Origin of the sequence: Paraburkholderia agricolaris (assembly GCF_009455635.1) — a bacterium.
GTDB classification, from domain to species: Bacteria; Pseudomonadota; Gammaproteobacteria; order Burkholderiales; family Burkholderiaceae; genus Paraburkholderia; species Paraburkholderia agricolaris.
On sequence record NZ_QPER01000001.1, the window covers coordinates 226,397 to 249,957 of the forward strand.

The 23,561-nt window shown below is 62.6% G+C and carries 19 protein-coding genes; 7 read left to right on the forward strand and 12 right to left on the reverse strand.

Translation table 11 applies throughout. From position 1 onward, the window contains the following. Positions 1 to 327: 327 nt before the first annotated feature. Positions 328 to 1,596, forward strand: a complete 1,269-nt coding sequence (locus tag GH665_RS00975; protein WP_153134310.1) for a sensor domain-containing phosphodiesterase — start codon at positions 328 to 330, stop codon at positions 1,594 to 1,596. Positions 1,597 to 1,743: 147 nt separating this feature from the next. Then, a complete protein-coding gene (locus GH665_RS00980) occupies positions 1,744 to 2,448 on the forward strand; it encodes a copper homeostasis protein CutC (RefSeq protein ID WP_153134311.1) in 705 nt (234 codons plus the stop codon). 164 nt (positions 2,449 to 2,612) lie between these two features. Here GH665_RS00980 and GH665_RS00985 read toward each other — a convergent pair whose 3' ends face one another. Continuing rightward, complete coding sequence (locus GH665_RS00985) at positions 2,613 to 6,200, reverse strand: indolepyruvate ferredoxin oxidoreductase family protein (RefSeq protein WP_153134312.1); 3,588 nt, start codon at positions 6,198 to 6,200, stop codon at positions 2,613 to 2,615. Between the two features lie 36 nt (positions 6,201 to 6,236). Between GH665_RS00985 and GH665_RS00990 the strand changes: the two genes are divergently transcribed. Next, positions 6,237 to 6,500 (forward strand): hypothetical protein, encoded by a 264-nt coding sequence (locus tag GH665_RS00990; RefSeq protein WP_153134313.1) that lies wholly within the window; start codon positions 6,237 to 6,239, stop codon positions 6,498 to 6,500. 3 nt (positions 6,501 to 6,503) lie between these two features. Here GH665_RS00990 and GH665_RS00995 read toward each other — a convergent pair whose 3' ends face one another. The 3 genes from GH665_RS00995 to GH665_RS01005 are packed head-to-tail and all read right to left on the reverse strand — an operon-like array spanning position 6,504 to position 9,688. Beyond that, positions 6,504 to 7,985 (reverse strand): YfcC family protein, encoded by a 1,482-nt coding sequence (locus GH665_RS00995; RefSeq protein ID WP_153134314.1) that lies wholly within the window; start codon positions 7,983 to 7,985, stop codon positions 6,504 to 6,506. 13 nt (positions 7,986 to 7,998) lie between these two features. Next, positions 7,999 to 8,769 carry an IclR family transcriptional regulator gene (locus tag GH665_RS01000; protein WP_153134315.1) on the reverse strand — a complete coding sequence of 257 codons (771 nt, stop codon included), beginning with the start codon at positions 8,767 to 8,769 and terminating at the stop codon, positions 7,999 to 8,001. A 22-nt stretch (positions 8,770 to 8,791) separates the two neighbouring features. Then, positions 8,792 to 9,688: an N-formylglutamate amidohydrolase gene (locus GH665_RS01005; protein WP_153134316.1), complete on the reverse strand. Its 897-nt coding sequence runs from the start codon at positions 9,686 to 9,688 to the stop codon at positions 8,792 to 8,794. Between the two features lie 400 nt (positions 9,689 to 10,088). On the opposite strand from GH665_RS01005, the gene GH665_RS01010 reads away from it, so the two are divergent. After that, entirely contained in the window at positions 10,089 to 11,204 is a 1,116-nt protein-coding gene (locus GH665_RS01010) for a porin (RefSeq protein WP_153134317.1), read from the forward strand. A 29-nt stretch (positions 11,205 to 11,233) separates the two neighbouring features. On the opposite strand, the gene GH665_RS01015 is transcribed toward GH665_RS01010, so the two are convergent. The 8 genes from GH665_RS01015 to GH665_RS01050 form a co-directional block, all read right to left on the reverse strand. Then, the gene (locus tag GH665_RS01015; RefSeq protein ID WP_153134318.1) at positions 11,234 to 12,205 is read right to left on the reverse strand and encodes an ion channel; all 972 of its coding nucleotides are present in this window, start codon (positions 12,203 to 12,205) and stop codon (positions 11,234 to 11,236) included. Positions 12,206 to 12,337: 132 nt separating this feature from the next. Further along, positions 12,338 to 12,583, reverse strand: a complete 246-nt coding sequence (locus tag GH665_RS01020) for a hypothetical protein (RefSeq protein ID WP_028198935.1) — start codon at positions 12,581 to 12,583, stop codon at positions 12,338 to 12,340. Between the two features lie 62 nt (positions 12,584 to 12,645). Then, a complete protein-coding gene (locus GH665_RS01025; RefSeq protein ID WP_120346735.1) occupies positions 12,646 to 12,876 on the reverse strand; it encodes a hypothetical protein in 231 nt (76 codons plus the stop codon). 170 nt (positions 12,877 to 13,046) lie between these two features. Further along, positions 13,047 to 13,964, reverse strand: coding sequence for a carbohydrate kinase family protein (locus GH665_RS01030; RefSeq protein WP_153134319.1), 918 nt, complete (start codon positions 13,962 to 13,964; stop codon positions 13,047 to 13,049). Positions 13,965 to 13,969: 5 nt separating this feature from the next. Beyond that, positions 13,970 to 15,241, reverse strand: coding sequence for an AGE family epimerase/isomerase (locus GH665_RS01035; protein ID WP_153134320.1), 1,272 nt, complete (start codon positions 15,239 to 15,241; stop codon positions 13,970 to 13,972). Then, a complete protein-coding gene (locus GH665_RS01040) occupies positions 15,238 to 16,224 on the reverse strand; it encodes a LacI family DNA-binding transcriptional regulator (RefSeq protein WP_153134321.1) in 987 nt (328 codons plus the stop codon). The genes GH665_RS01035 and GH665_RS01040 overlap by 4 nt, the downstream gene beginning before the upstream one ends. 199 nt (positions 16,225 to 16,423) lie before the next feature. Next, a complete protein-coding gene (locus tag GH665_RS01045; protein ID WP_153134322.1) occupies positions 16,424 to 18,277 on the reverse strand; it encodes an EAL domain-containing protein in 1,854 nt (617 codons plus the stop codon). A 285-nt stretch (positions 18,278 to 18,562) separates the two neighbouring features. Then, positions 18,563 to 19,591, reverse strand: coding sequence for a bile acid:sodium symporter family protein (locus GH665_RS01050; RefSeq protein WP_153134323.1), 1,029 nt, complete (start codon positions 19,589 to 19,591; stop codon positions 18,563 to 18,565). Positions 19,592 to 20,146: 555 nt separating this feature from the next. On the opposite strand from GH665_RS01050, the gene GH665_RS01055 reads away from it, so the two are divergent. The 3 genes from GH665_RS01055 to GH665_RS01065 all read left to right on the forward strand — a co-directional run bounded on the left by GH665_RS01055 (position 20,147) and on the right by GH665_RS01065 (position 23,511). Next, a complete protein-coding gene (locus tag GH665_RS01055) occupies positions 20,147 to 20,680 on the forward strand; it encodes a hypothetical protein (protein ID WP_167530971.1) in 534 nt (177 codons plus the stop codon). Between the two features lie 558 nt (positions 20,681 to 21,238). Further along, positions 21,239 to 22,327 carry a porin gene (locus tag GH665_RS01060; RefSeq protein WP_153134325.1) on the forward strand — a complete coding sequence of 363 codons (1,089 nt, stop codon included), beginning with the start codon at positions 21,239 to 21,241 and terminating at the stop codon, positions 22,325 to 22,327. A 245-nt stretch (positions 22,328 to 22,572) separates the two neighbouring features. Then, positions 22,573 to 23,511, forward strand: coding sequence for a LysR family transcriptional regulator (locus GH665_RS01065; protein WP_153134326.1), 939 nt, complete (start codon positions 22,573 to 22,575; stop codon positions 23,509 to 23,511). The last annotated feature ends 50 nt before the right edge of the window (positions 23,512 to 23,561 follow it).

The window sequence follows — 23,561 nt, forward strand, 5'->3', positions numbered from 1 at the left end:
CCGACGATGCGACACGCCCTCGTCAACCCTGCAAGCCCCCGTGCACTCATCGTGCAAATCCCGGGCGCACTCGTCCTGCAAGTCCCCGTGCGCGTTGGCGGCGAGCATCTCATCAACGCAATGCACCTAAACGGTGCGCACCACGCCCGTGAGCGGCGCATCGTCCCTTGCGCCGGTGCAGCCGACTATGCAAATTTCGTTCGAATGTGCGCCAGCGTGCGCATGGAGCTTGCTTAAGGAATATCGATGACGCACATTTTGGGAATCGGTGCCGAGGTTGTTCGCTTCCGCGTCCGGACCGGCCCGGCTCTCGCATGAGAGGATTGCATGACGATTGCGCAACAGGAAAGGACGGCCGCGGCGCCGCATGGTTTCGATGTCGAGGTGACATCGGGGCTCGAACGTTTTTCGGCGCAGCATGGCGAGCTGACGCTGACCAGCGTGTTTCAACCGATTTTCAGCCTCTCGCATATGCGGGCGGTTGGCTACGAAGGTTTGCTGCGTGCGCACGATGCGCTCGACCGGCCGGTGTCGCCGCTTGACGTGTTCGGCGAGGCAGCGCGTCTGGGCGACGTGTTGCAAGTCGACCGGCTCGCTCAGACGCTGCATCTGGAGAACTTCAAGGTGCTCGGCGCCGAGCGCGAATGGCTGTTCCTGAACATTCATCCCGGCGCGCTCACCGATCCGTATCTCGCCGCCGCGTTGCTGGCCAACCTCCGGCGCCTCGATCTGTCGCCGCGGCGGATCGTGCTCGAAGTGCTCGAACAGCAGGCGGAAGATCTCGAGCGTCTCGTCGACGCAGTGCGCCAGTTCCGTGAGCGCGGCTTCCTGATCGCACTCGACGATTTCGGTGCGGGGCACTCGAATGTCGAACGGATCTGGCAATTGAATCCCGATATCGTCAAGCTGGACCGCATCATGCTGTCGCATGCCGCGCATCGTGCAGATATGGCGACCATCCTGCCAGGGCTGGTGGCGCTGCTGCACGAAGCCGGCAAGCTGGTGCTGATCGAAGGCGTGGAAACGGAACATGAAGCGCAGATGGCGCTCGCCTGCGACGCCGACTTTGTGCAGGGTTTTTTCTTCGGCCGGCCGAATCCTGGCGCGGCCGACGCGGCGCACGCCGCGACTTGCATCAGCGAAGTCACCGATCGCTATCGCGATCAGGCCGAAGCGCGCGAGCGCCGCAATGCGAGCCGTCTTACCCCGTACCTGCGGGCCTTCGAGCGCGCCGCGGAACGGCTTGCCGCCGGCGAACCGCTCGAGGAAGTGTGCTGGAATTTCCTTGCGCTCGACCATGCGGCACGCTGTTTTCTGCTCGACGCGAAGGGCAAGCAGGCGGGCCGCAATGTCGTGTTGCGCGCCGATCGCGCGGCGCATGAAACGCGCTTTCTGCCGCTGGCCGACGCGCAAGGGGCGAACTGGCTGCGTCGTCCGTATTTCCGTGCGGCGATCAATGCGCCGGAACGCGTGCATGTGACGCGTCCGTATCTGTCGATCAATGAGGCCTTGCCATGCGTGACGCTTTCGATGGCCACGCGCGTTGGCGATCAGACCTGCGTGCTATGTGGCGATATCGATTGGATCGAAGAATAGCGGTTCTGATCGGGCGCTCGGGAGGGCGAGCGAAGGGAGACTGGCAGTTCAGAGTGGAACGGTGAGTAGCGGCGCTCGTGGTTCAGATTGGCAGGGCGAGCGGCGGTTCTGCGATCATGTCGTTTTTAACGACCCTCAGCCACGCTTATGTCTGTTCTACTCGAAGTCATCGCCACGACCGTTGCCGACGCCCGGCTTGGCCTTCAGGCGGGAGCGGACCGGCTTGAACTCGTCACCGCGATGGGCGAGGGCGGTTTGACACCGAGTCTTGGCCTGATCGAAGCGGTGGTTGCCGTGTCGGCACCCGCGCCGGTCAACGTGATCGTACGTCCGCATAGCCGCTCGTTCGTGTACGACGCCGACGACTACGCCGTCATGCTGCGCGACGTGCGTGCGGTCAAAGCGGCCGGCGCGAACGGTGTGGTGATCGGCATGCTGACGGCAGACGGTGAGGTCGACCGTGAAGGTCTCGCGCGCGCAATCGATGCGGCAGATGGCCTGGCGATCACGTTCCACCGCGCGTTCGACGAAACGCGTGATCTGCAAAAAGCGCTCGACGTGCTGCTCGGTTTCGATGCCGTGACGAATGTGCTGACCTCGGGCGGCAAACCTTCGGTATTGCAAGCGGAGTCGATCGTGCGTGAGTTGGTGCGGCAAGCGGCCGGCTCACATTGCACGGTGCTGGCGGGCGCGGGTTTGACCATCGACGCGGTTGCAGGTTTCGTGAGCGCGACGCAAGTTCAGGCGGTGCACTTCGGTTCGGGGGTGCGAGTTGGCGGCAACGGTCTTGCACCCGTCGATGCGGAGAAAGTCGCGCAGGTGAGAGCGCTACTAGACGCAAAGCAGAGCTGATTCGTCAGGAAGATAGCCAGCGCTCTGGGACGCAGCGCGTAGCAAAACGATCCGGCAGACAATCAACGCTACGAGATGCGACGCGTCACCAATCCAGCAAGCAAAAAAATGCCGCTTCGAGGTTCAACTCGAAGCGGCATTTTTCATCGTACAGAGCGAAAGAACTACTTCGCGACAACCACCGGAATGCCGCGCAACTGACCGGCACCCTTTACCTCGTCCAACGACTTCTTCACCGACGCGCTGGTCGCCGCTTCGATCTGCAAGCGCGCCGCGAGATCGCGCTCGCCGCGCTTCACGCCCGCCAGATTTGCCAGCTTCACGTGACCGTAACCCCGTACACGCGCATGCAGATCAGCGAGCTTTGCAACGTCTTCGAGATTGTTCGCGTTGAGCTTCGAGAGCGCGCGTTGCAACGTGGTTTCATAGTCGTCGGCAAGTTCGCGTTCCATCTTGCGCTCCAGCGTACGGCCGAACGGATCGAGCATTGTGCCGCGCAAACTGCTGAATTTCGCCATCACGCCGAGCACCGGCCACATCCATTGACCGAAGGTCTTCTTGGTCGGATTGACGCCTGGCTGTGCACGCGTGAGCGTCGGCGGCGCGAGGTTGAACTTGATGCCGAAGTCCTTGCCCGCCACGCCTTCGAATTGCGCTTCCAGTGCTTCACGGAAAGCCGCATCCGTATGCAGACGCGCGACTTCGTATTCGTCCTTAACCGCAAGCAGGCGATAGAACGTTGTCGCCACAGCACGCGCGAGGCGCTCGCTCTTTGCATCGACAGCGGTTTCGGCACGGCGCGCGGCATCGACCAGCGCGCGATAGCGCTTCACATAGCTCGCGCCACCGTACGTTTGCAGACGGCTCTCGCGATGCGCGATCAGTTCGTCGAGCGTATCGACGCGTACCGCATGCTTCGCCAGGTGCCGTGCTTGCCACAGCGATTCCAGCGCAGCCGGATCTTCCGCAGCCACACGCCCGATCGAAAACGCCAGTTGATTCATCTGCACCGCGACGTTGTTCAATTCGATCGCGCGCATCATCGCGGCGAACGACACCGGCACTAAACCGAGTTGCCAGGCATAACCGAGCATCAGAATGTTCGCGCCAATCGTGTCGCCGAGGAAACGCGTGGCGAGCGCCTGAGCGTCGCACGCCGACATGCGCTCTTCACCCGCGGCGTGGTGCATCTTGTCGATCAATGCATCGGCATGCAGTGTCGCGTCCGGGTTCTGCACGAAGGTCGCATTCGGAATGGCGTGCGTGTTGACGACGATGCGCGTGCGGCCATGACGCACCGTTTGCAGGGCATCCGCGCTCGCGCCCACCACCATGTCGCAGGCGAGCAGCACGTCGGCCTGTTGCGTGTCGATACGCACCTGGTTGAGCCACTCGTCGCGTGCGGCGAAGCGCACGAACGACAGCACCGAGCCGCCCTTTTGCGCGAAGCCCATGAAGTCGAGCACCGACGCGCTCTTGCCTTCCAGATGCGCAGCCATGCTGATCAATGCGCCGACCGTCACGACGCCGGTGCCGCCAACGCCCGTCACCAGGATGTCGTACGGCGCGGCATCGAGATGCGTCGCGGGAATCGGCAACGCGTCGACGCGTGCAGCGAGCGCGACCGGATCGAACGCGGCGCCCGCGGCTTTCTTCAACTTGCCGCCTTCCACCGTGACGAAGCTCGGGCAGAAACCGTTCACGCAGGAATAGTCCTTGTTGCACGACGATTGATCGATGCGGCGCTTGCGTCCCAACGCGGTCTCAACCGGTTCGACCGACAGACAGTTCGATTGCACGCCGCAATCGCCGCAGCCTTCGCAGACTTCCTCGTTGATGAAAAGACGTTTATCCGGATCGGGAAACTCGCCTTTTTTCCTGCGACGCCTTTTTTCCGCCGCACAGGTCTGGTCGTAGATCAGCACGGTTACGCCGTCGGTGTCGCGCAATTCGCGCTGCACGGTATCCATTTCGCTGCGATGGTGGAACGTCGTGCCTTTCGGGAACTGGTCGTGATGACCGTCGTATTTCTCCGGCTCGTCGCTGACCACGACGAAACGCGACACGCCTTCGGCTTCCACCTGACGCGCGATCTGCGGCACGGAGATGCTGCCGTCGACCGGTTGGCCGCCCGTCATCGCGACCGCGTCGTTATAGAGAATCTTGTACGTGATGGTGGCTTTCGCGGCCACCGCCTGGCGAATCGCGAGAATGCCCGAGTGAAAGTAGGTGCCGTCGCCGAGGTTCTGGAACACGTGGCGCGTTTTCGTGAACATCGAGTGCGAAGCCCAATCCACACCTTCACCGCCCATCTGAATCAGGCCGGTGGTGTCGCGTTCCATCCACGACGCCATGAAGTGACAGCCGATCCCCGCATGCGCGATTGAACCTTCAGGCACTTTGGTCGATGTGTTGTGCGGGCAGCCCGAGCAGAAATACGGCGTACGTTTGACGCTATCCGCAGCATTCGAAAGAATTTGCGGCGCGACCAGATCGACCACACGCTCGCGACGATCGAGCGCCGGCTTGTGCTTCGCGAGCCAGTTCGCGAACACCGGCAGAATGCGCGACGGCCGCAATTCACCCAGCGACGACAGCAGCAACGTGCCGTCTTGGGCGTTCTTGCCGACCACAATCGGCCGCGTGCCTTGCGTGCGGTTGTACAGATAGTCTTTGATCTGCTGCTCGATGACCGGACCCTTCTCTTCGATCACCAGCACTTCAGACAGACCGGACACGAACGCGTCGATGCGCGTCATCTCCAATGGGAACGACAAACCGACCTTGTAGATCCGCACGCCGGCCGCTTCCAGATCGGCCACCGTCAGATCGAGCCGGCGCAGCGTTTCCATCAGGTCGAGGTGGGCCTTGCCGCAGGTGACGATGCCCACGTTCGCATGCGGACTCGGCGCAATCCATTTGTCGATGCTATTGGTGCGCGCAAAATGACGAACCGCGTCGAGCTTCGCGTGCATCCGCGATTCGATGGTCAGGCTCGGCAGATCGGGCCAGCGGTTATGCAGGCCGCCGGCAGGTGTCGCGAAATCCGGTGGGGTTGCCCATTCGGTTGTCAGTGCATCGAGGTCCACCGTCGAGCCGGACTCGACTGTCTCCGAGATCGCCTTGTAGCCGACCCATGCACCCGAGAAACGGGAGAGCGCCCAGCCATACAGGCCGAACTCGAGCATGTCGGCAATGTTCGACGGATTCACCACCGGCATATGCCATGCCATCAACGCGAAGTCGCTCTGATGCGGCATCGACGACGATACGCAGCCGTGGTCGTCGCCCGCCACCACCAGCACGCCGCCGTGCGGCGACGAGCCGTACGCGTTGCCGTGCTTCAGCGCGTCGCCCGCGCGATCCACGCCCGGGCCCTTGCCGTACCACATCGCGAATACGCCTTCGACGGTGCGCTCCGGGTCCGATTCCACCCGCTGCGTGCCGAGCACGGCGGTGCCGCCAAGTTCTTCGTTGATCGCCGGCAAAAAGCGAATATCACTCGCCGTGAGCAGTTTCTTTGCTTTCCACAACTGCTGGTCGACCATGCCGAGCGGCGAGCCGCGATAGCCGCTGATGAAACCGGCGGTGTTCATGCCGTGTGCGCGGTCAGCGGCGCGCTGCATCAGCGCAAGTCGCACCAGCGCCTGGGTACCGGTCAGGAAAATCCGGCCGCGCGTGGCGGTGAGGTTGTCGGACAGCTTGTAGTCGGCGAGAGCGGGCGTGCCGTCGATGGGCAGGCGAGCGGTCATGGGTGAGTCTCCATTTTTTGCATCCGCGCGCCGTGGGTGGGGACCACAAAAGGTGATGCGGCGAAAGAGACTCTATTTTTTAGCGCCGATTGGAGTGAATTTTTTCTACTTGGCGACGCGTTCAGCGAAACAGCGCGACGGGTCGCGCTTTTTAATGAAGTTTTGAGATGGATCTGCCACGCGACGGAAGGGTTCGGGTATGCCCTGGTGTGTCGCGTGACGGTGAAATCGGCATTGGCGCGCGCCCAGCCGGCCGTTTCGCGGCCGGAGGGCGAATACCGTTCAATGCGGCTGGCCTGAGGTTCAGTACCCAGTCCAGACGGCCAACGCCAGTGCGCCGCCCGAGAGCAACAGCAGCACCACGAACAAGGGCAGGATGAACCTGATCCACTGACCGAAGCCGACCCGCGCGGTGGCGAGATACGCGAGCAGCATTCCCGAGGTCGGCGTGACCATATTCGTCAAACCGCCGCCCAACACGAAGGCGAGTACCGAGGTCTGGCCACTGACACCGGACAACTGCGCAATCGGCCCGATGATCGGCATGCTGACCGCGGCCTTGCCGGACACGGACGGAATGAACACGTCGAGCACCATCTGCACGGCCATCAGGCCGTTCGCCACCCATACCGCGGATTGGCCGCGCGCGAGTCGCGTGAAATGCTCGATCAGCGTGTCGAGAACGAGACTATTTTGCAGAATCAGTTCGACGGATGCCGCGAGCCCGATCAGCAGGCCGGCGAGAATCATCCCCTTCATGCCGTCGACGAAAGCATCGGCCGCACTGCGCGAATCGAGCCTGCCCACGGCCGCCGTCACGATACTGATGAACACGTAGAACGCGGACAACTCCACGTTGCCCCAATGCAGTTCACGCGTGCCGATCACGAGCATTGCAGCGGCGACGGTTAGCACGATCAGCGTCGCTTTGTGGCGCCCCGACAGCTTTGCTTGCGGATGCTGATCGACGCTTTGACGTGCGACAGCCAGCCGGTAGCCGCTCAAACGCACGTGGGCCAGCAGATACAGAATGCCCAGCGTCAGGAACACAACGAACACGCCGATGCGCATCGCGATGCCGCTGAAGAGCGGCACGCCGACGATCGGCTGCGCGACGGCGAGCGACAGCGGATTGGTCACCGAGGCGATATAGCCGACCTTCGCGGCAATCGCGACCAGCCCGACCGCGAACAGGTTCGACAAACCGAGCCGCCGCGCCAGCACCATCACCATCGGAATGATCACGAGGTATTCGGAGATGAACCCGAGCAAGGTGCTGCCCAAGCCGATCAGCACCATCAGCAGTGGCGCCAGCACATAGATGTTGCCCGCGGTGAGTTGCAGGAGCCGGTCGATTCCCGCGTCCACGACGCCGGTCTTGCGCATCACGCCGAACATGCCGCCGACGAACATCACCATGAAAATCAGCGGTGCGTTCTTGATGAGGCCATTGGGCACCACGACGAACGCCGACACCAGGCTCGCCGGCGCGGCCTGTTCGGGCGTGCTTTTGCTGACGCCCGGCGCGACCAGCGTGGCGAGGCTGTGACTCTTCGGCACCACCTGATAGGTGCCCGGCACCACCAGCTTGTCGTGACGCTCGAAGCGGCCGGCGTCGATCAGATAGGTCATCGCCACGGCGGCGAGTACGACCCAGATCATCATCACCACCGGATGCAGCATCTTGCCGTGCGGCTTCTTCTCTTCGCTGCCGCTGCCGGGATGGCTGCCAGGCGGTTGGTCGTCGTCGGCGGTGGGGGCCGCGGGTGGGGCGAGCGTGGTCATGGATGGATTCCTGTCATGCCGGCAGCGGGTTCATTTGCGGCGCGGTGTAGCCGAGTTCGGCGGAGATGGTGCGGCTGCACGCTTGCAGGCGTTCGAGGTAATCGGGAATCTCGATCCGGCTAATGCGCATTTCCGGCCCTGACACACTGACCGCGGCCACCGCTTCTCCGGTGACGTCGCGCACCGGCACCGAAATCGCCACCGCGCCGGCCGTCACTTCGCCCACGCTGACCGCATAGCCTTTGCGCGCGATCGCATCGAGTTCGTCGACGAGCTTCATCAGGTCCGGTGACTGCGGCAGCTTTTTCAGGCGCGCGAAGTATTCGGTCTTGACGGCGTCCGGCGCGAACGCGAGCAGGATCTTGCCGGACGCGCCGCTGTTGAGCGCACGCCGGTTGCCCACCGCGCCGATGGTGCGCATCTCGTGCGTGCTTTCGCAACGTGCGACGCATACGGTTTCGAGCCCTTCGCGCACGCGCAGCACGACGTTCTCGTTGATTGCCTGGTTGAGCGCGAGCATGTGTTTTTGCGCCGAGCGCACCAGCGTGTTCTGCTGCGCGGCCGCGACGCCGATCACGAAGGCCTGCGGACCCAGCGCGTAGGTTGAGGCACGCGTGTCCTGCACCACGAAGCGATGCAATTCGAGCGTGCACAGCATGCGATAAGCGCGCGATTTGTTGATGCCGAGTTGATTGGCGAGCTCGGTGACGCCGAGGCCTGGATGTTCGGCCACGTGGCTTAGCAGCTTGAGCGCGCTGTCGACGGAATCGACGATGTAGTTCACGGTTGTTCCTTCATTCGTTGCGTCATTGCGCCGTACGGGGCGCGGCAAGTTGGGCGCGGACATAGTCGGCGAGCGCGGCGGCGAAAGCGTCGAGGTTGCGCTTGAGCGTGTCGAAGCCGGCGTTTTTGACGAACGCGGCTTCGTCCATGTACAGCCCGCGATTCAGTTCGATCTGGATGCTGTGTCTGTGCCGCGCGGGATCGCTGACGGCGGTGAGCAGATCGCCGCCCTGATATGGCTCGTTGATCTGAACGCGATAGCCAGTGCCGCTGAAATAGTCCGCCACCCATTGTGTGAAGGCCGGGTCCGCGGTGGTGCCGCGACGGTCGCTGATAACAAAGTCGGGGCGCGCCGCGCCGGCGTCGACGTTCATCTCGTTGCCGCGTGATTTCATCGAATGACAGTCGACGTGCCACAGCGCACCGTGCTGCGCGTAAGCACGCTCGGCGGCGGCGCTGAGCGCCGCGCGATAGGGCAGGTAGTACGTGTCGATGCGATGCCGTACTTCGGCGATCGACAGTTTGCGGTCGTACATCGGCACATTCGGCAGTGCGTCGCGGCGGATCAGACCCATGCCGCGCAACGTGTACTTCTCCGGGGCGAGCGGTTCGGGCCACGGCTCGGCGAGCAATTGCACGTCGATGTCGGTGATCGCCCGGTTCGGGTCGATATAGGCGCGCGGGAAATGTGCGCCGATCAGCACGCCGCCTTGCTCGGGCACGCCGGCCCACAGTTCGTCGACGAATGCGTCCCACGAACTGCGAATCGCGGCGGCCGGCGCGGACGTGCCGAAGTCGGCCGGCAGCGCGATGCCACTGTGCGGCGAATCGAACAGGATCGGTAACGCAGCCGCAGTGGGTTTCGCGATAAAGAACGGCGCGTCTGCCGGCGCGGCAAGAGTGTTGCTATCGGGCGTCAAAACAAATTCCTTTCGGGTGGCCGACGCGCTTTGAAGATCGTCGTGGCTTGAGTCAGCGGCTTGTGTGTTTTATTAAATAAAACAGCATATCAATATTTAACGACGAACCTTATTGCCGGTCAAGTCACTCGTCGAAAGCCTTGCTATCCGGATCGTCAATTTTTAAATCCTTGCCGGTCAAGGATTTGCGCTGTGTTACTCAGTAAAACCCCCAGCGGTGCGTCATGCCGTCAATGCGGGCAAACCAGTATTTCTGCGACGCCTTGACCAAGCAATTTTGCATTTCGAATAATAAACGATACGTTGTTTTATTAAATAAAACAAAATGATCGAGGCAAGCAGGCAATAAGCGACCGGCTTCGACAAGACCGGTTCACACACTCATAACAAGGAAACGCAGATGAACAGCAAAGGTTTGGCGATGGCGCTTACAGGCACGGCGATCGGTGCGGTGCTCGTAGTGTCGGGAGGCAAGGCCATGGCGCAGTCGAGCGTGACGCTGTACGGCATCGTCGACTCAGGCATCACCTACACGAGCAACCAGAAAGGCAGCACGACCTGGCAGGCGACCGGCGGCAACGAACAGGGCACGCGCTGGGGCATGGTGGGCACGGAGGATCTGGGCGGCGGCACCACGGCGATCTTCAAGCTGGAGAACGGCTTCAACATCGAGACCGGCACCGCGAGCGCAAATGGCCGCATGTTCGGCCGTCAGGCGTGGGTGGGATTGTCGAACCAGCGCTGGGGGACTTTTACGATGGGCCGCCAGTACAACGCCGCACAGGATTCGCTGGCGCCGTTGCAGATTGGCGCGAGCACGTCGCTAACGCAGTACGCGCTGCATCCGTTCGACACCGACGACCTGAACAACTCGTTTCGCACCGACAATTCGGTGAAGTACGTGACGCCGACTTTCGCGGGCTTTCAGGGCAATGCGATGTACGGTTTCTCCAACGCGACCAACTTCGCGGCGAACCGCAGCTGGAGCGTCGGCGGCACGTATGCGCAGGGCCCGTTGCATCTGGGTGTCGCGTACGTGGTGCTCGATAACCCGGCGCTCGATCCGAGCGGCGCGATTCCGTCGGACAACTACTTCACCTTCCTGAAGGGCATCACGAAACAGCAGATCTGGGGCGCGGCCGGTACGTACGACTTCGGCAATGCGACGTTCGGCATGCTGTACACCACCTCGCTGTTCAATCTGCAAACCGGTGCGTCACAGCGTTTCAACAACTACGAAGGCAGTTTCCGTTATCGCTTCACGCCGGCCGTGATGTTCGCAATCGGCGAAACGTACACGCAGGTCAATACGACGCAAAGCGCGAAGCCGAGCGTGCATTACCTGCAAACCAGCGCGGGCGTGCAGTATTACCTGTCCAAGCGTACGGATTTGTATGTGAACGCGATCTATCAGCGCTCGTCGTCGAATACGGTGGCAGCGATTGAAGGGATCAGCAATCCGTCGAGCTCGAGCATTCAGGTGGCGGGCGTGGTGGGGATTCGCCACAAGTTCTGACGGAAGCAATTTCGCCGAGGCTGCGCGGCTTACGATGCAGGAGCCTTCGCCACCGGCGCGGCAACAGGCACCGGGTCGAGCGGCACGACGTCGTTGAAATGCGAGTAGTCGATGTGACTCACGCCGTTTTCCTCATGCATGATGTCGACGTACTTGTGCTGCCAGCGGATCTGCTCGCAAGACCACATGTGACGCGCCTGCATGGTCTGCGAGGTCGATTCGTCGACACCCTCGAGCGTGAGCCAAAGCGACGCCTCGCGGCCTTTCAACGTTTCGGCTGTTTCGCCGAATAGCGGACTGCTTTCGTCGATGACGTGCATCAGGCTCCAGCCCAGTTTGAAAACCGGGTGCTGATTGCGCACCAGCGTCAGGTCGTAGAGCTTGCGCAATGTAAAGCCTTCGATCGTGGTCTCCAGCCGCATGAGGCGCAGGTTCGCCCGCGCCTCGGCGATAACGTTCTGACGCGCGTTGGCCGCACGCACCACCAGCGTCATGCGGCCTTCGAGCGGCCGCACGATCGCGTAGCGGGCGAACATGATCTTGGCGTGCGGGCGTGAAAAGCGCGCGAAGATCAGCCCCGTCGCCAACGCGATACTGGACATGCCGACAAAGATCTCCAGGGTCGCGATCCAATGCGCGTAGACGGTTTGCGGATGCATGTCGCCATAACCGACCGTCGCGAGCGTTTCGACGCTGAAGAAAAATGCGCCGCCGAAACCCGCTGGGAACTGATTGGCGATCGGCGCGGTGCCGAGCATGTAGAGCGACGCGAACACGGTATTGAGCAGCAGGAACAAAACCGCGAGCGAGACAAAAAACGTCGGCCAGCGCACGACCAGGGCGCGGTGGTAGAGATCCTGCCAGAGCGGCGTGGGCATGCCGTGCGCGACCACGACGCGATCGTCCAGGCGCATTTCCCGGCTGCCGCGCGCGCGACGTCTCGGCGCAGGCGTTTCGTCGTCGCCGATGCTGGAAAGACGGTCGGGTGAGTCAGTCGCCATCGCGTGCTCGTGAAGATGGAAAACGCGCAAAGCGTAGCACGCCGGTTAGCGCGCGGCGGGTGATTTTCCGCGCGCTGCAGGGGCGGTGGAGGTGGCGCTGCCCGGCGCTCAACACGCCCGCGGCGAGTGAGTCTACGGAAAGGCTCGCGGCTTCGGAATGCCGGCGCCGTGTTCGATGTCGTCGACGGCTTGCTGGTGCGCTGCGGCGATGGCTTCGGTTTCATCCGCGTAGCCGTTGTCACCGCCCACGGTGGTCCACGACTTGACGGCTTTCTCGCGATGCCGGATTTCATATTCCGCGTCCCAGCGCGCACCGCTGAGTTCGAGAGGGCGGACGTGAATCGAGTACACGCCGTAGAGGAAGAGCTGTTCAGCCATGTTCGCCTCCAGCCGGTTGATTCGCGAAAAGGCGCCGTGCGATGGGCGCGGCGCCGGGTTGCCTAGAGTTCGATTTCCCCGAGGATGCGGTGGGCGAGGGCTTTGGCTTCCTCGAGCGCTTCCTCCGGCGTGGACGACGTGGCGTCGACCTCGTAGACCGTGGTCTCCTGGTCGGCGCTGGCTTCGCCTTCGTCGCGGGAAAGGGTGACGAGGCCCTGCCACGTGTCGCTTTGTACTTCTCTTATCGACGCGGTGGCCGTGTAGATGCCTTTGGTGTAGGTGATGTCCTCCATGGCAACGCTCCTTCTTCCAAAAGGAAGGGTCTTTTCATCCTAGCACGATGATCGCGGTTCGGTTTTTCGCCTGCACGGCGCTCGATTTCTGCAGCCGGCGTGTACTACTGCATCTGTCACTGCATCTGCCACCCCATCTGCCACCATACGCGCCGCACAAGGCAAAAAAGCTACAGCAGCGCCACCACCTCGTCCAAAGAAGGCGCATGCGCGCCGGCGTGGCGGCAAGCGGCGGCGCCTGCTGCCAACGAAAAGGCAAGATGCTCCGGCCATGCCCGCTGCGGCGCGGTCATCAGGCTGAACAGCAGCCCGCCAATCGACGCATCCCCGGCACCCACGGTATCGACCACTTCGACCCGAGGCGGCTGGGCTTCCACCACTGTGGCGCCGTCGATCAACATGGACGTCTCCGGTCCGCGTGTCACCAGCACGGTGGCGGCTGGATTCATGGCCCGCAACTGCGCAAGCGCGCCGGCCTCGTCGTCCGTCTTGAACAGCATCCGCAAATCCTCGTCCGACACCTTGATCAGGTCGGCCAGCGCGGCCATTTTCCGCAATGTGGGCTCGTATCCGTGTTCCATCAGGTTCCGGTAATTCGGATCGAAACTGATCTTCACGCCGCGCGAACGCAACTCGGCCGCCAACGCGGCCAGCGTGTCGCCGAGCGGCTGACGCACGAGGCTGATGCAACCGAAATGCGCCCACTTCACCTGCTCCATCCAGCCCGCCGGCAGGCGCGCCGGATCGAAAGCCAGGTCGGCGCCATTTTCACCCATGAAAAAGTACGCAGGCGGATGCGTCTGATGGACGATTGCCAGCAGAGGTGGCCGCTCCACGCGCTGCATGAAGCGCATGTCGAGCCCTGCCGCAATGCTCGCGTTCCACAGGTCGTCCGAGAAGTTATCGATGCCTAGCGAGCCGGCGCTCGCCGTAGGCAAACCAAGGCGCGCCACGCAGCGCGCGACGTTCCAGCCGGCGCCGCCGGGGCGCGAGAGCCATTGTGAGGCGCCGGTCCGCACGAGATCGGTGAGGATGTCGCCGGCGGAGACGAAGTGGGGGAATTCAGTGTTCGCGTTCAGGTTGCTCATTGTGCTTACTCCGCGGATTCGGACCCAGCGGCCGCGCCGTCAGGCAGTGCGTGCGCCAGCACCTCGTAGCACGCGCCCATCGTGTGATAGTCGGTCTTGCCGGCGGGACTCTTTTCGTCGCTGTACTTACGGTTGTCGCAGGTGAGAATGCGGTACCACGCGCCATACTTGTGATCGACGAAATGCGCCCAGCTGTAGCGCCAGATCTCGTCGTACCAGTCCCAGAAACGCTCGTTGCCGGTGCGCTTGCCGAGTAGCGCGGCGGTCGCGAACGTCTCCGCCTGAACCCAGAAATACTTGTCGTGGTCGCACACGGTGCCGTCCGGGCCGAAGCCGTAATAGAGGCCGCCGTGATCTTCGTCCCAGGCATGCGTCATGGCCGCGTCGAATAGCTCGATGGCGCGCGGCAGCAGCCACGGCAACGGACGAAAGCGCTCCAGAATCAGCAGCAGCTTGGCCCACTCGGTCTGATGGCCGGGCTGGAAGCCCCACGGACGGAAGATGTTAGAGCTGTCTTCCTCGTTGTAATGCCAATCGACCGACCAGTCCGCGTGAAAGTGCTCCCACACGAGACCCTGCGAGAGCTTCGCCTGGCGCAGCGTGATGTTCGACGCCACCCGTTCCGCGCGATCCAGATAGACCAGATGCCCGGTTGCCTCGTGCGCGGCCAGCAGCGCTTCGGTGGTGTGCATATTCGCGTTCTGGCCGCGGTACGAACTGACGCGCCAGTCGGCTGTCGCCTCGTCGGCGTAGAGGCCGGCGGCGGCGTCCCAGAAGCGGTGTTCCATCAACTCGAAGGTTGCGCCGATCATCGGTTTCGCTTCCTCGATGCCGGCCATCGCCGCATGCGAATACGCGAGCAGCACGAACGCGAGGCCGTAGCAGTGGCGCGTTGCGTCGAGCGTGCGTTTGCGGCCGTCGCGCCATTCGAGTTCCCAGTCGTAGCCCTGGTGTTCCGCGTCCCAATGCGCTTCGCGCAGGAAGCGCAAACCGCGGCGCGCGTACTCGAGATGCTGCGGATCGCCGAACTGGCGATAGGCCATCGCATAGTTGAAGACGTAGCGGCAGGTGCTCACCAGATGCCGCGTGGTCTTGTCGTAGACGGAGCCGTCATCGCGGAAAAAATGGAAGAAGCCGCCGCTCGGATCGAGCACGTTCGGCGCGTAGAACTTCAGCGTGTCCTGCACATGCGAGAGCAGGAAGTCGCGGTTGCGGAAGCTCTCGACGAGCGGCGCGGCGGCGCCATTGGCGGAGTGAAGCAGATCGGATTGCGTCATGGCGTTTTTACCAAAGTACTGGCACGGGCAATGAGATGGACGGGCAAGTGGACTTCGAGTTCAAGGGGGGCATCTTCAAGCAGCAACTCGACGCCGCGCCGCCCAAGCGCTTCCTTGTCGACCGAAATGGTCGACAGTGGCGGCGTGGCATGAGCGGCGGCGGGAATGTCGTCGAAGCCGATGATCGCGATTTCCTCGGGGACGCGGATGCCGCGTACCAGGCACGTGCGCAGCGCGGCGAGCGCCGCGGCGTCGTTGTAGGCGAACACGGCGTCGGGCCGCGGACCGGGCGCGTCGAGCAGCTGGTGCATCGCGCGCGCCGCGCCGCTAGCGGGATCGAGGCCGGCGTCGATCGTGACTTCAAGTGAGGGGTCGAACAGCAAGCCCGCTTCGAAAAACGCGCGCCTGTAACCGAGCGCGCGCTGGGCAATGCTGAAGTGTGCGAGCGAGCCGCCGATGAACGCGACGCGCTTGCGCTGCTGTTCGAACAGATGCCGCATGGCGAGCGTGGCGCCCGCGGCGTTGTCGAGATTCACCGAGCGCAGGCCAGGCGCCCACAGATCGATCAGCACGAGCGGACGTTGCATTGCCACCAGCGTGGTCAGCGTTTCAGGCTCGACGAAACCGGCGATCGCCACCGCATCCGGCGCATGCAGGCGCATCTGCTGGATCACGTCTTCGGTCGGACCGGCAGTCAGCACGGAAGGAACAATCCCGCGTTCGCGGCACGCGTCTTCCACGCCGTGCAGCACGTGCGAGAAGAACGGGCTGACGGCGAAGTTGTTGTGCTGACGATGCAGCAAAAAAGTCAGACGGCGGATGCGCGGACGCAACTGGGCGGCGTCGTAGCCGAGCTGCCGCGCCGCTTCGATCACGCGTTCGCGAGTGGCCTCGGAAAGGCCGGGCTGATTCTTCAGGGCGCGTGAGACGGTGCCGATCGACACGCTGGCCGCGCGGGCGACGTCGCGGATGGTTGTAGCCATCGAATGAAGCGGCCGCGGGCGGCGCGACCGTACGGTGTTTGGGTTCGGGCGATTGTATAGTAAAACATCGCTAAAACCGCCTCGTAAACCGTCGATGCGCCCCCGTAAATACCCGTAAGTATGGGTGTTAGTCTGATTTATGTTGTTTAGTAAAAATACTAAACAACGTGTCAATACTGGTGTTGACGCGTTCGCGCACTCAGTCGAAAGACATCGCCGCCACGTCGGCCTGTCCGCGCAGCAGGGCCACGCTCTCATCCGCCTCGATCAGCACGAAACCGCTCGCCTCGTGCTTCGCGCGCCGCTTCGCCAGCGCCGCGACGGACGCAATTTCTTCGCTGCTATAGAACGACGGACCACCGTCCGACTCGACGCGCACGCAGCCGATCGCCATTGTCACGAAGCCAAAGAAGGTCGGATTGCCGCGCCGGTCTTCACCGTGGATGCCGCCGGCGAGCCGGTCGGCGGGCGCGTAAAAGCGCTGGGCGCCTTCGTTGAACAGGTGAATCGCGCGCAGTACGCGGTCATTCCAGTCCTCGCTCTGGAACAGGATCAGGAAGTCGTCGCCGCCGACGTGGCCGAGGAAATCGCGGGTCGGGTCGCACACGTCGGCGAGTACGGCGGCCGCGAATTTCAGCACTTCATCGCCTTGCCAGTAACCGTACTGATCGTTGAAGGGCTTGAAGTGGTTCAGATCGACATAGCACGCGTAGAAACCGGCGTCGTTGCCGAGCAGGCGGGCGATGTGCGAACTGATCGGGATGTTGCCCGGCAGGAAGGTCAGCGGGTTCGCGTAGCGCGCGGCTTCGATGCGCACCTCGGTGACCGCGCGCACCAGATTCTCGCCGGTGCCGAGACCGGCGTATTTGCCGTGTTTGTCGGTGATGACGAAGCCGTCGGCGAGGTAACGCTGGTCGTCGCTGGCAAGCAGTTTGGCCATTTGCTCGACGGTCATCGATTGTTCGATGATTACCGGCGATGCGTTCGCAAACTGCAGGCAGGGCCGCTTGCCGAACAACTCACGGTGGTACGGCAGTGCGTAGCGATCCATGAAACTGCGGCGGTTGATGAGCGCCACCGGTTCGTCGTTCTCGACCACCGCCACCGCGTGCAGATCGGGCAGACGGTTGAACAGTTCGAGCACGTCGTTGTTGGTGGCATGACGCGGTAAGGCGGGCGCATGCACCATCATCTTTGCCGACGCCATGCCGCCCGACGGCGATGCGCTGCTCAACGTGCGCGTCGTTTCCGGGAACACGGCGATGTGGCCGGAGAGCAGCGCGTCGCGGGCGTCGTCGGTGACGCTGCGGGACGGCTGCGCATGCGGGCGGCCGAAGAAATAGCCTTGCCCGCAGCCGATCCCCATGTCGCGCACCACGATCAGATCCGCTTCGTCCTCGATGCCTTCGGCCACCAGTCTGGCGCCGCTCGCGTTGGCGAAGTGCTGCATGGCGCGCACGGCTTCGAACTTGAGCGAATCGCTGGAGATGCCGTGAATGAAGAATCGGTCGATCTTCACGACGTCCGGTTGCAGGCGCACCCATAGATTCATGCTGGCGTTCGCGGTGCCGTAGTCATCGAGTGCGAATTGCGCGCCCTCGGTCCGCAGCGCCGAAATCACCGGCACAAAACTGGCGACGTCCAGAATCGTGCTCTGCTCGGTCAGCTCGATCACGATCCGTTGCGGATCGACGCCGCGATGGCGCAGCAGTGCGAGCGTGTCGTCGCGTGCTTCGGCCAGCCGGCGGATCGCGCCCGCGCTGAAATTGAGAAACAGCTTGCCGTCGAAATCGAGCCTCGCGAACGCGTCGATGCACGTGCGTGCGGCGGCCTGCTCGAGTTCGAGCGTGCAGCCCTCGGCGAGTGCCTGCGAAAAAAGCGCGAACGGTGCTTCGAGCGAGGTGCCGGACGGCCCGCGAATCAGACCTTCGTAGCCGAGGATCGCGCCGCCGTCGAAATCGATGATTGGCTGGAATACGGCGGACAGATCACGCCGGGCGATCAACTCCTCGATGCGCGGCGTAGCGGATCGGGAGGGCGAACGAGGTTGCATGGCAGTTAGGCGTAGCGATCGACCTACGACTTATCGACCTATCCGGCATGGAATTAAGTGAACTTTTAGTGAAGCGTTGCACCGGCGTGGTGCGCCCGCCAGTATCGGCGGCGGGCTCGCTACCGTCTGGGTTTGCCGCGGCCAGGACTTTGCCTATGCCGTCCGGCTGAGGCGACAGCGGCGGCATTTGAGCGTGAAATAACAAAAAAGCCGCACAAGGCGGCTTTCTTCAAATGACGCTCAGGGAGGGCGCTTATGAATGTCCTGTTTGCATTGCGCGCATATTCACCGGCGCGCGACGGCAGCGGCGGCCCGCTCGCGCGAGGCCGCGCGGGTTTCACCGCTCATGTCGCGAGCCCCCCAGCGCTGCGCGAGCGCGGCGCACACCATCAACTGGATCTGGTGGAACAACATCAGCGGCAAGACCACGGCCCCCACCGCGTGCGCGGCGAAAATCACTTTGGCCATCGGCACTCCGGCAGCGAGGCTTTTCTTCGAACCGCAGAAGATGATCGTGATCTGGTCGGCGCGGTCGAAGCCGAGCCGCTTGCTGACCACGATCGTCACGGCCAGCGCGAGGGCGAGCAGCACAACGCTGATCAACACCAGTCCGCCGAGCGCGGACAGCGGGATCTGGTGCCACAGGCCTTCGTTCACGGCCTCGCTGAATGCTCCGTACACCACCAGCAGGATCGAGCCCTGGTCGACGAACTTCAGCACGCCGCGGTTGCGCTCGATCCACTTGCCGATCAGCGGGCGCAGCAGTTGTCCGGCCACGAACGGCACCAGCAATTGCAGAACGATATTGCCTACCGTATGCCACGGCGAGGCGCCGCCGCTTGCAGCCTGATTGGTGACAACGAGGCTGACGAGCGCGGGGGTGATGAAGATGCCCAGCAGGCTCGAGGCCGACGCGCTGCATACGGCGGCCGGTACGTTGCCTTTGGCAATCGAGGTGAACGCAATAGACGACTGAACCGTCGACGGCAGCGTGCAGAGGAAGAGGACCCCCGCATAGAGCGCCGGCGTGACAAGTGGCGAAAGGAGCGGCTTAAGCGCGAGACCGAGCAGCGGGAACAGCGCGAACGTGCTGAGCAGTACGACCAGATGCAGGCGCCAATGCGTCGCGCCCGCTACGATCGCCTCGCGTGAGAGCTTGGCGCCGTGCAGGAAAAACAGTAGGCCGACTGCAACGTTCGTCACCCAGTTGAACCCGACAGCGGCCTGCCCATGGACCGGCAGGAAGCTGGCAAGGATCACGGTGCTCACAAGACACAAGGTGAAATTGTCGGGAAGCAGTTTCGGGCGAGCCATGGCGGAATCTCGATTCGGTGATGCGAAAAGCGGGGCGCGCGAATGCGCCCGACTCAGGCTATGAAAAACGCCTATTGTTGCTAAAAACCGATTGAATATGCAAATTCATTTGCCGAATCGATTAATGAGCGTTGCGCATTAAAACGCTGAATCAGCGGGCCTCAGTCCATGCTCACGGTCAGTTCCAGTATTGGCGAGCGCATCGGTTTGGTCCACTGCCGTTTTGACAATCCGGCGAAAAATCCGCGGGGGATTCGTCATGCGAAAGCACCTTCCGCGGATCTCGGGACAGCCGTTCCAGCAAGCTGTTTCAATGCTTTCGCGCAAGGGCTCTGTCGCGGAAAAACGTCGCAGTAACAAGGTGTTACAACAGCCGTCGAGGCCTAACACTTTTTGGCTCGACACCCTTTGCCGGCAACCATAAATTACTGATCAAAGGCCATCGGGATGCCCCGCGCCGCAGCAGACATGCGGCGCGTGCGCCGATCCCAGAACAAGTCCATCGCAGCTCGAACGGTGGGCTTCAGGCAGCTCTTCGGGCATGTGAGTCACTTGGTGGACGGGTTGTCGAGAACGAAGCACTGGGCATTGGGCGCGGTTATCACTGCGTTGTGCTCGTTCGCCTACGCAAAAGTGCCGGGCATGCCGCACGGCGGCGGCGGTTCGCATGCGGTGTTTAGCCACGCAATGCGAGGCGATGCGCACAACGGTGGCTACTACCATGGCGCCGCCAATGTCAGGCAGCCTCGCACCAACGTGGCCGACAATAACGCACGCTTGCCGCGTGGCGGCGCGAATTTCGCCGGCAACTACCGCAACGGCTTTGGCGGCTACAATCCGGGTATGCGCCGTGTGGCCGGCCCGGGTGGATATCCCAACGACGGCCGCGGCGGTATGCAGTACGCCGACGCTATGACACCGGTCAGCGCCGAATCGCGCGGGGTACCGCGGCCACCGCCTAACGCGCCAATTCGCACCGGTTCGATTCGTGCCGACGTCGCCCGGTATAACGAAGAGCGCGGTGCCGCGCGCGCCATGCAGCGTCCGGGGGATGACCCACGTCAGCAGGAAGGTCCGTACCGCAACTAATCACCGCGTGGGCGTCGAGTTCGTCGCCCGCGCTCAAGGTGCTCCCACAGCGCTTTTCGTCCCACCGAATTTCCCTGGTTCCTACCGCGAAATCCGCATCTCCGGCTCTCAAACCGGCTTACTGCGGGATTACACGCCACTGCTGTTCAAAACCCCCTGTCAATGTGACGTTTCGACGCCACACTTTTTTGAAAACATCCGGCAGCAAATCGTGACCCGTTGTCAAATTCGAGCGATTTTGGCGCGGCGCGTCATCCACCTGTCATCTGAGCCGTTATCAACCGGTCGGGCGCAATCTCAGTAACGCTTTGCGCCGAACCGCGAAGTCCGCCGCGATGCGGTGACGGCATGCGCCGCGACAGCTTTATCAGGCTGATAAATGACAAAACTAATCAGAACGCTATACCCGCAATAACCCACGATATTTTTGTCCATAAAAATGGTCCGCAAAGATGGTCTCGCCCAGATTGGCTCGATGATCGAACGGACAACAACAACGGTTCGCGCGAGCGCCCCCTTTCGCACAGCCACACCCTTTTGACAAAGACAGGAGAACCCATGAAAACAAGCATCAGCCGTGCGCTGAAGACCACCCTCAAGGCAACCGCGTGTGCCGCTCTGCTGGCCAGTGCCTCATCTGCTTTTGCGCAATCGAGCGTGCAACTCTACGGCCAGGTCGACGAGTGGGTCGGTGCGCAGAAATTCCCGGGCAACAAGACCTCGGTCCAGGTATCCGGCGGCGGCATGTCCACGTCGTACTGGGGCCTGAAGGGGGCTGAGGATCTGGGCAACGGCTACAAGGCGATTTTCGCAATCGAAGGCTTCTTCCTCGCGCAGAACGGCCAGTACGGCCGCTTCACGGGCGACACGATGTTCTCGCGTAACGCGTACGTCGGTATCGAATCGCCCTACGGCACGGTGACGGCAGGCCGTCTGACCACGCCGCTGTTCGTGTCGACGATTCTGTTCAACCCGTTCATCGACTCGTACGTGTTCTCGCCGATGATCGCTCACACGTATCTCGGTCTCGGCACGTTCCCGACCTACACGACCGATCAGGGCGTGACCGGCGACTCGGGCTGGAGCAACGCAGTGTCGTACTCGTCGCCGAACTTCAACGGCCTGACCGCGACCGCGATGTACGCACTCGGCAATACCGCGGGCCAGAACGGCGCGAAGAAGTGGAGCGGCCAGGTGCTGTACTTCCACGGCCCGTTCGCAGCGACCGCGGTGTACCAGTACGTGAACTTCAACAACGTGCCGGGCGACCTCGGCAGCTTCGATACGTCGGGCGTTCCGGGGCTGAAGAGCCAGAGCGTGGCGCAAGCCGGCGTGACGTACGACCTGAAGTTCGTGAAGTTCTACGGCCAATACATGTACACGTATAACCAGCAGACCATCTCGAGCTGGCACGTGAATACGGGTCAGGGCGGCGTAACGGTACCGGCCGGCCCGGGTTCGGTGATGGCGTCGTATGCCTATTCGCGCGACGGCGGCGGCCTGAACCAGACTCGCCAGACGGCATCGATTGGCTACGATTACCCGCTGTCCAAGCGCACGGATATCTACGCGGCTTATATGTACGACAAGATCAGCAGCCAGTCGAGCGGCGACACGTACGGCGTCGGCCTGCGCGCCAAGTTCTAGGCGTCCGGGTCGAGGCGGGCGGCATTTGCAAGCGGATGCCGCGAGACGCCATGCCGGCTGATACCGGCACTGACACGCAGCAATACGCAGCAACGCGCAACACCGCCAAAGCCCACCTTCCCAGGAAGGTGGGCTTTGGCGCTTCTGGCGTTCATTCTTCGTTTGCGCATCGGCTCGATTTGCCGCCCGGCTTTTGATAAACCCGGCAGAATGGCGTCGATTGATTCCTGAAGCGAGCGATTGAGATGGATACCCTCGTCAGCATGAAAGTGTTCCGCCACGTGGTTGAAGTCGGCAGCTTTGTCGGAGCGGCCGAACGCATGGAGATGTCGGCGGCCATGGCGAGCAAGCACGTCATGCACCTCGAACAGCAACTCGGCGCACGTTTGCTCAACCGCACCACGCGTCGCGTCGCACCGACCGAGGCGGGCCGCGAATACTATGAGCGCCTGAGCCAGGTGCTCACCGAACTCGAAGAAGCCGAACAGGTGGTCGGCGCGGCGAGCGTCGTGCCGCAGGGACGCTTGCGGGTGTCGTCGTTGTCGGCGTTCGGCTTGAGCCACGTGATGGCCGCCGTGGCCGACTATGCCGCACAGTATCCGCAGGTCACCGTCGACATGACCTTGTCCGACCGGGTAGTGGAACTGATCGACGAAGGTTTTGACGTGGCGATCCGGGCGTCGCCGAGCGGGCTGAAATCGTCTTCGCTGATTGCCCGGCAGATTGCGACTGCTCATCTGGTGCTGTGCGCGTCGCCCGCCTATCTGCGCCGGCACGGCACGCCAAAGACCGTCGCCGAGCTGGCGCGTCACAATTATCTGCAGTACGCAGGCGTGTCCGCGCTCGAAATCGCACCCGCAACCGGCGATGCTTCGTCGCGCGTGCGATTAACCGGAAATCTGATCGTCAACCACCTGGAGGCGCAGCGCGTGATCGTACTGCAAGGCGCGGGAATCGCGATGCTCGGCACCGAGGTGATCGGCGACGATCTGGCGGCCGGGCGCCTCGTGCCCTTGCTGGTGGACGACGTGCCGCCGCGCGAGTTGCCGATCCATGTGGTTTATGCGAGCCGTCGGCATCTGTCGGCCAAGGTGCGCTCGTTTGTCGACTTCCTGGCCGACCGTTTTGCCAATGAATCGCTTTGGCCTTCGCTCGAGCAGATCAAGGCACTGGCGGTTCGCTAGGCACGTTGCCTGGCTATGTCGGGCGGCGCCTGCGTTCGGTCACCGCCGTC

What these genes read in the sequence shown, in the direction of transcription:
- GH665_RS00980 (WP_153134311.1), top strand. Translation starts at nt 1,744, where the DNA reads ATGTCTGTTCTACTCGAAGTCATCGCCACGACCGTTGCCGACGCCCGG.
- GH665_RS01030 (WP_153134319.1), bottom strand. Translation starts at nt 13,964, where the DNA reads ATGAGCAACCTGAACGCGAACACTGAATTCCCCCACTTCGTCTCCGCC.
- GH665_RS01065 (WP_153134326.1), top strand. Translation starts at nt 22,573, where the DNA reads ATGGATACCCTCGTCAGCATGAAAGTGTTCCGCCACGTGGTTGAAGTC.
- GH665_RS01025 (WP_120346735.1), bottom strand. Translation starts at nt 12,876, where the DNA reads ATGGAGGACATCACCTACACCAAAGGCATCTACACGGCCACCGCGTCG.
- GH665_RS01045 (WP_153134322.1), bottom strand. Translation starts at nt 18,277, where the DNA reads ATGCAACCTCGTTCGCCCTCCCGATCCGCTACGCCGCGCATCGAGGAG.
- GH665_RS01035 (WP_153134320.1), bottom strand. Translation starts at nt 15,241, where the DNA reads ATGACGCAATCCGATCTGCTTCACTCCGCCAATGGCGCCGCCGCGCCG.
- GH665_RS01040 (WP_153134321.1), bottom strand. Translation starts at nt 16,224, where the DNA reads ATGGCTACAACCATCCGCGACGTCGCCCGCGCGGCCAGCGTGTCGATC.
- GH665_RS01010 (WP_153134317.1), top strand. Translation starts at nt 10,089, where the DNA reads ATGAACAGCAAAGGTTTGGCGATGGCGCTTACAGGCACGGCGATCGGT.
- GH665_RS00975 (WP_153134310.1), top strand. Translation starts at nt 328, where the DNA reads ATGACGATTGCGCAACAGGAAAGGACGGCCGCGGCGCCGCATGGTTTC.
- GH665_RS01060 (WP_153134325.1), top strand. Translation starts at nt 21,239, where the DNA reads ATGAAAACAAGCATCAGCCGTGCGCTGAAGACCACCCTCAAGGCAACC.
- GH665_RS01020 (WP_028198935.1), bottom strand. Translation starts at nt 12,583, where the DNA reads ATGGCTGAACAGCTCTTCCTCTACGGCGTGTACTCGATTCACGTCCGC.
- GH665_RS00985 (WP_153134312.1), bottom strand. Translation starts at nt 6,200, where the DNA reads ATGACCGCTCGCCTGCCCATCGACGGCACGCCCGCTCTCGCCGACTAC.
- GH665_RS00995 (WP_153134314.1), bottom strand. Translation starts at nt 7,985, where the DNA reads ATGACCACGCTCGCCCCACCCGCGGCCCCCACCGCCGACGACGACCAA.
- GH665_RS01050 (WP_153134323.1), bottom strand. Translation starts at nt 19,591, where the DNA reads ATGGCTCGCCCGAAACTGCTTCCCGACAATTTCACCTTGTGTCTTGTG.
- GH665_RS01015 (WP_153134318.1), bottom strand. Translation starts at nt 12,205, where the DNA reads ATGGCGACTGACTCACCCGACCGTCTTTCCAGCATCGGCGACGACGAA.